The organism is bacterium, from assembly GCA_035530055.1.
In the GTDB taxonomy this organism is placed as follows: Bacteria; UBA6262; WVXT01; order WVXT01; family WVXT01; genus WVXT01.
Map to the genome: position 1 here is coordinate 1 of DATKVN010000094.1, position 6,514 is coordinate 6,514.

Annotated in this window: 6 protein-coding genes; all 6 read right to left on the reverse strand. The window is 41.7% G+C overall.

What is annotated here, in order from left to right; genetic code table 11:
- Positions 1–193: 193 nt before the first annotated feature.
- On the reverse strand, positions 194–1,816 hold the full coding sequence (argS, locus tag VMW39_07245; protein HUW23808.1) for an arginine--tRNA ligase: 1,623 nt from the start codon (positions 1,814–1,816) through the stop codon (positions 194–196).
- Between the two features lie 20 nt (positions 1,817–1,836).
- The gene (rsfS, locus tag VMW39_07250) at positions 1,837–2,217 is read right to left on the reverse strand and encodes a ribosome silencing factor (GenBank protein HUW23809.1); all 381 of its coding nucleotides are present in this window, start codon (positions 2,215–2,217) and stop codon (positions 1,837–1,839) included.
- 32 nt (positions 2,218–2,249) lie between these two features.
- Positions 2,250–3,476, reverse strand: coding sequence for an LCP family protein (locus VMW39_07255; protein HUW23810.1), 1,227 nt, complete (start codon positions 3,474–3,476; stop codon positions 2,250–2,252).
- On the reverse strand, positions 3,477–4,067 hold the full coding sequence (nadD, locus tag VMW39_07260; protein ID HUW23811.1) for a nicotinate-nucleotide adenylyltransferase: 591 nt from the start codon (positions 4,065–4,067) through the stop codon (positions 3,477–3,479).
- Positions 4,068–4,344: 277 nt separating this feature from the next.
- Positions 4,345–5,601 carry a glutamate-5-semialdehyde dehydrogenase gene (locus VMW39_07265; protein HUW23812.1) on the reverse strand — a complete coding sequence of 419 codons (1,257 nt, stop codon included), beginning with the start codon at positions 5,599–5,601 and terminating at the stop codon, positions 4,345–4,347.
- 112 nt (positions 5,602–5,713) lie between these two features.
- Positions 5,714–6,349, reverse strand: coding sequence for a glycerol-3-phosphate acyltransferase (locus tag VMW39_07270; protein HUW23813.1), 636 nt, complete (start codon positions 6,347–6,349; stop codon positions 5,714–5,716).
- Positions 6,350–6,514 lie beyond the last annotated feature (165 nt).

Below are 6,514 nucleotides of genomic sequence, written 5' to 3' on the forward strand. Positions count from 1 at the left end.
AGGACTCCAAAAGATTCTGGAATCCTTGCGAAAGCAAGGTTACCTTTATGAACCCTCCCTTTCGGGAGGACTCCAAAAGATTCTGGAATCCTTGCGAAAGCAAGGTTACCTTTATGAACCCTCCCTTTCGGGAGGACTCCAGCCTTATCCACGTCAAGAAATTCCTTGAGCAACGAACAAACTATCTTTTAGTTCACATCTTCTGGGGAGCGGAAATCCCCAAAAGACCCAAACCATTACTTATCACTAATTGAATCGCTCCCACAATCTTTAAGCGGGATTGGGTAGCGCTTTTATCACCACTTAAGACTCTATACTTATCATAGTAATGGTGGAAACATTTAGCCAGGTCTTGTAAATATCCGGTCAGATGGTGCGGCTCATACCTCTGGGCACAATTCTTGACAACTTCTGGATATCGGGATAACCTCTTTATGATCTCAATCGACTCTTTCTCCTCTTCTTCGGTTCTCTCCGTAAGAGAGACTTTTTTATATTCTTTTTTCCTCTTTTCCCGGAAGATACTGCAGATTCGTGCATGCGCATACTGAACATAGTATACAGGATTCTCCGGAGACTGTTTCTTGGCTAATTCCAGATCGAAATCCAAGCGACTGTCGGCTCCGCGCATCAAAAAGAAGAACCTCGAGGCGTCTTTCCCCACCTCTTCCATAACTTGTCTCAAGGTCACAAACTCACCTTCCCTTGTGGACATTGAAACCTGTTGCCCCCCACGTCTCAGGCTCACTAATTGATAAAGGATTATTTTCAGGTCTTCTGGCGAAATTCCCAGAGCAGCTACTGACGCCCTTATCCTATCCACATAGCCATGATGGTCAGCACCCCAGACATTAATAACTTTCTTAGAACCTCTCTTGAATTTATGGTAATGGTAAGTAATATCAGAAGTAAAGTAAGTAGGTTTCTTATTCTCCCTGATTACTACCCGGTCCTTTTCATCACCAAATTGAGAAGATTTAAACCACTGTGCACCGTCCCTCTCGTAAATTAAATTCTTGCTTTTCAATGAATTGACAATTTTCTTAACTTTATTTTTTTTGTAAAGCGAACTTTCAAAAAACCATCTATCAAACTTAACCCCAAAATCTTCCAGATCTTTTCTTACCCAACTGAGTATTTTCTGAACGGCGTACTCCCGACAATCGAATGACTTCTTCTTGCCGTATTTGGATTCAAGCTCTTCTGCTATCTCCTTTACATAAGCTCCTCGATATGCACCCTCGGGAAGAGACACATCCTCTCCGCGTAACTCTTTCTGTTTTATGTTTATCGACTTTTCCAGGAGGTCTATCTGGTTGCCAATATCGTTAACATAATACTCTTTTACTACCTGATATCCTGTCTCTCTTAAGATGTTTGCCAGAGAATCGCCAATGGACGCACCTCTGCCATGTCCAACATGTAAAGGTCCGGTAGGATTTGCCGAGACAAATTCGATCAGGATTTTCATTCCCTTGCCGATATTGGTTTTCCCGTAATTTTTCCCCTCTTTTAAAATCATAGCCAGTTCTCTATGCCACCGTTTTCTCACTATGTATATATTAATGAAACCAGGTTTTGCTACTTCTATGCGCTCTATTGTGTCAGGTTCCACTTCCTGAAGGGCTCTGGAGATACCCTCGGCAATCTCTATAGAGAGCTTTTCTGTTCTCGACCCTGCTATTAAAGCAACATTAGTAGCAAAGTCTCCACCAGTCTCTTCAGGTGCAAATTCTAAACTATAATCGGGAATCTCCAGATGCAACTTCTTTAGCACCTCATCGATTCCCTTTTTAAGTTCATTTTTGATTCTCAATCTATCCTTCCTCAAAATTCTTATAATTTACTTGACCTCTTGGGCTTTTTTCTCTTTCCCTCTTGGAATTTTACCTTTTTCCCTTCCGCCCAGAGTTTCTCCAACCCATAGAACTTCCTTGTCGGTTCGTAAAACACGTGGACAATTACTCCCACATAATCTATAAGTAACCACTGTGCCTGTTTTTCTCCTTCTATATGGAGGGGGCGAATCCCTTTACCTTTTAATTTTGAAACTATCGACTCAGCAATAGTCTCCACGTGTATATTAGATCTACCGTTACAAATGACGAAATAATCTGTAATCGATGTCAATTTACGGACGTCCAATATTAAAATCTCTTTTGCCTTCTTCGCTAAGGCAAGACCCGCACATTCTTTAGCTAAATTTCTGAAATTCATTACTATGTGAATCTGCCTGTGTCCTCCAATCTTTATTCAGGCTCGCCGACTCCCATAAAGTCATTACCGAGAACAATTGAGATATCGACAAACCGCGTCTTGTCAATCTCAGTTTTTACCACGCTCGAGCCAACTATTTTTGCTACTTTATGAGCCAATTCAACATCGCCAAGACGATCTATAACTATAGTATATTTCTTATAAATTCCAAAATTACCCCAGCGAACAGCATCGATTCCATACTGCCTTAATTTACGCTGGACATTGTAAGCTAAATCTTTTCTATTAGTGGCATTCCATACTTCCACCTTTGCTATTCTACCGAGCTTCTCCCCAGAATAGACTGACCGAGAAGTTTTCCAACCAATTCTATAACTATTCATAATTACCTGAACAACCTCTTCAGACATTTTCTCATCCGGGATCCAATAGTCTGTTCCCCGAATATATTCCGATTTTCCAGGCAAACTCTGGACTCTCAGATTTTCGTAGTGGAAACTTCTCACCTCATTGGCCAGAGCTAAAAAATCCCAGAAGTTAAGATTTGTCCAGATATTGTCTTTTATATTTCGATAGATTTGGGGAATTTTCAGTAGAACTTTCGCCTCTGTTAGCTTTCCCATAAGGAGTTTAAGGAGTTTCTGTTGCCTTTCAATTCTCCCTCTATCACCGAGGAGCCTATCCCGAAATCGGATATACTTTAACACTTCATTGCCTTTTAATCCTTTCTCTCCTACTGTAAAGTGAATATGGAAGTCTCCCGCATAATCATCATAATCCATTGGTTCGTCGATATTGACCGTCACCCCACCAATAGTATCGATTATATCAATCACTCCCTGATAATTAATCTGCAAGTAGAATGGTATTTCCATTTCTAAAACATTCTCAATCGCTTTCTTTGAAGAAAGACAAGCTTCACCAATGGTCTTACTCTTCCTATATACCAAGGCATAAATTTCACTTATCTTTCTATACCCGCGCCAGGAAAGCTCTTTTGAGCAGGGGACTTTAGTATCGCGGGGAATTGATAGGACATCCAGGAATCTTGTTCTGGGTTCATAACTCAACAACATTATTACATCGGCATGTTTGGTAAACTTCAGCTCATCGCATCCCAGAACTAGGATATTGATTCGCTTCCCCTGTCTGATAAATTGAAAGACCTTGCCGTTATAAGAAAAAAAGATAAATAGAGCTATAGAAATCAATATGAAAGCTAAAATTAACTTCTTTATGGGAATTCTTAGCTTTTTCATCTAAGAGTAGAGTCTCTTCTTGAGGATATACTCTTCTACCGATTGGGGCAGTAAATATTTGATTGGCTTGCCAGTTTTTATTCTCTTTCGAATGTGGGAAGCAGAAATCTCTAAGCCAGGAACTTGTAACATTATAACTTTAGAAGTTATTCTTTTATCCAGCTTTCCTAACTTATAACCCGGCCTGGTAACTACCACAAATTTGCACAGTTCCAGCAACTTCTTCGGTTCTTTCCAAGTAGAAATTTTTAGCATTTCGTCTAACCCAACAATGAAATATATTTTCCCTCTCTTACCATAAATCTTTATAAATTCTCTTATTGTTTCCAGAGTAAAAGTAGGACGATCTACAATTTTGCTCTTTTCTATCTCTATAGGAGAAACTTTGAACGAAGAATTCCCCTTTATCGCCAGAGAAACCATCTGATACCGTTCATCAGGAGTAGCCCTTTTAACCTTTTTATGTGGCGCCTTTCCTGCAGGAACAAAGATAACCTTATCTAAATTAAGTCTATCCTTAACCTCACTGGCGATAACTAAGTGCCCATAGTGGATGGGATTAAACATCCCTCCGAGAATCCCAATTCGCATCCTACCCTCCACAGACTTTTATGACGCGAAACTTTGCTTTCTATGTAGGGGACGGACTCTGTGCCGTCCCTCCTTCGGGCGACCACTGAGTGTCGCCCCTACACTGACGCAGAACTTCGCTCTGCAGCTACAACATTCAAAATATGGTTTGTGAAGAACTTTAGGAATTTTAGCCGCCCTGATGATCCGGGTTCGATGAATCGAACCCCTACCATCGTGTAGGGGCTCAATTTATTGAGCCCATTTCTCTCAGGGATGAACAAACCATATTTTGAATCTATCCCCTTATTTGCCCATCGCCAAATATTATAAACTTCGTACTGGTCAACTCCTTCACGCCCATTGGGCCCCGAGCATGGAGTTTCTGGTTGGAGATGCCAATCTCAGCCCCCATCCCGAACTCTCCCCCATCGGTAAACCTGGTAGAGGCATTCCAGAAAACTGAAGAGGCATCCACTTCTTTTAGAAATCTCTGGGCAGCATCTTTATCCCTGGTTACAATTGCCTCGGAATGCATCGATCCATACCTATTGATATGGTCTATGGCTTCTGAGAGAGAGTCAACAACTTTGACTGAGAGAATCAAATCCAGATATTCAGTACTCCAATCCTCTTCGCTGGCACTGTTAATATGGGGAAGGATACTTTTGCTCTTCTCATCTCCGCGAATTTCTACTTTTGCTTCCTCAAATTTCTTAATCATCCCGGGTAAGAATTCACCTGCAATATCCTTATGGACTAAAAGGGTTTCCATAGCATTGCACACGCCTGGCCTCTGCACTTTAGCATTAAAACATATCCTCTCTGCCATTCCCGGGTCAGCATTCTTATCTACATAAATGTGGCATAGTCCTTTACCATGACCAATCACGGGAACAGTAGCGTTCGCTTTTATATTCTTTATCATCTCTTCACTACCTCGAGGAATTACCACATCGATAAATTCATCCATCTTTATGAGTTGGAATACTGCTTCTTTCTCAGTAGTTTCCACCAACTGGATTGCGCCCTGAGGAATTCCTGACGAATAAGCAGCCTCTTGCAAAACCTTGGCGATAATCATATTAGAATTTATTGCCTCTGAACCCCCACGCAAGATAACTGCATTACCTGCCTTAAGACATAACCCTGCTGCATCACCGGTTACATTGGGACGCGATTCATAGATTATAGCTATAACACCCAGAGGAACCCTGACTTTTTCAATTCTTAAGCCATTGGGCCTTACTTTCTGTTCAATAACTTCGCCAACCGGATCGGGCAGTTCGGCTATTTCCCCTAAACCTTTAGCCATGTTCTTAATTCTCTTATCATTTAAAGTTAGCCTATCAATTAACGCAGGGCTAAGACCTGCTTCTTTAGCTTCTTTTAAATCGATTCTATTTTGGGACTTGATATCTTCAGCTCTCTCCTCGATCGCTTTAGCCATGGCCAGGAGTGCTTTATTCTTCAACGAAGGGCTCAGATTGGCCATTGCCCTCGCTGCCAGCTTTGCACTTCTTGCCATATTTTCCATCTCTTTTTCGGTCTTCATAATTCTTTATCCTCATGAAATACTTTCAGATATGAAATAATACGGCGTTTATTCTAACATAATTCACCAACTAATGCAATAGGGAAAGAGTATTTATTGGTGGGATTTTTAACTAATGGGTCTTACGGAACTCGGCTACTCGTTGGTAGAGCCCGTTTTTAAGGAGAGAGATACGCCGGATAATGATGGGGATTCCCACATAGAGAGGAAGGGTAACTAAATAGATAGGCTCACCAAAATACCATGCCAGAAGAGGACAGGTAACATATATAACCAGACAGCTACTCTCTATAGGCGGTGCTTTCTGACACCAGGTAGGAAAATGTAACCAAGTCCAACCTATTCCCATCCCCACCAAAGAGAGAAGAAAAGCCTCGCGAGGCATCAGGGGAAGAATCACTCCTCCCAGAGTTGCCAGGCCAGACCCCCCACGAAACTGGAGAAAAATTGGCCAATTGTGTCCAGAAATTGCTGCCAGAGCTGTGAGAGTAACGGCATGAGGGGGCATTTTGAGAGCCTTAGCAAAAATTACTGGGATTGCACCTTTAAGTATATCGAAAATAGCTACTCCAATCCCCAAGGAGGCTCCGACCGTTAACATCACATTCCTGGCTCCAGCATTACCTGAACCCAATTGTCGTATATCGGCTCCCTTCTTCCACTTTGTAATATAGTATGCAGAAGAGAGCGAGCCCAAAAGATATGCGCCAACTACTAAACCAATTTGTCTTAATATTGCTGTTTCCATCGCCTCTTGATTTTATAAAATATCTATTTTTCTGTCAAGCATTTTTAATAGGTTTCTGAAAAAGATTTTCTTTTAGTCTGTTCCCGATTGAAAATCGGGACGGGCCCAAAGGGCGTGGTCCCGATGAATCCCGCTCCTGAGAGCAGGGGCTGGATGAATCGGGAC

Bases quoted from the DNA above. Each gene is read 5' to 3' on its own strand.
- rsfS (HUW23809.1), bottom strand. From the start codon at position 2,217: ATGAATTTCAGAAATTTAGCTAAAGAATGTGCGGGTCTTGCCTTAGCG.
- VMW39_07255 (HUW23810.1), bottom strand. From the start codon at position 3,476: ATGAAAAAGCTAAGAATTCCCATAAAGAAGTTAATTTTAGCTTTCATA.
- nadD (HUW23811.1), bottom strand. From the start codon at position 4,067: ATGCGAATTGGGATTCTCGGAGGGATGTTTAATCCCATCCACTATGGG.
- VMW39_07265 (HUW23812.1), bottom strand. From the start codon at position 5,601: ATGAAGACCGAAAAAGAGATGGAAAATATGGCAAGAAGTGCAAAGCTG.
- VMW39_07270 (HUW23813.1), bottom strand. From the start codon at position 6,349: ATGGAAACAGCAATATTAAGACAAATTGGTTTAGTAGTTGGCGCATAT.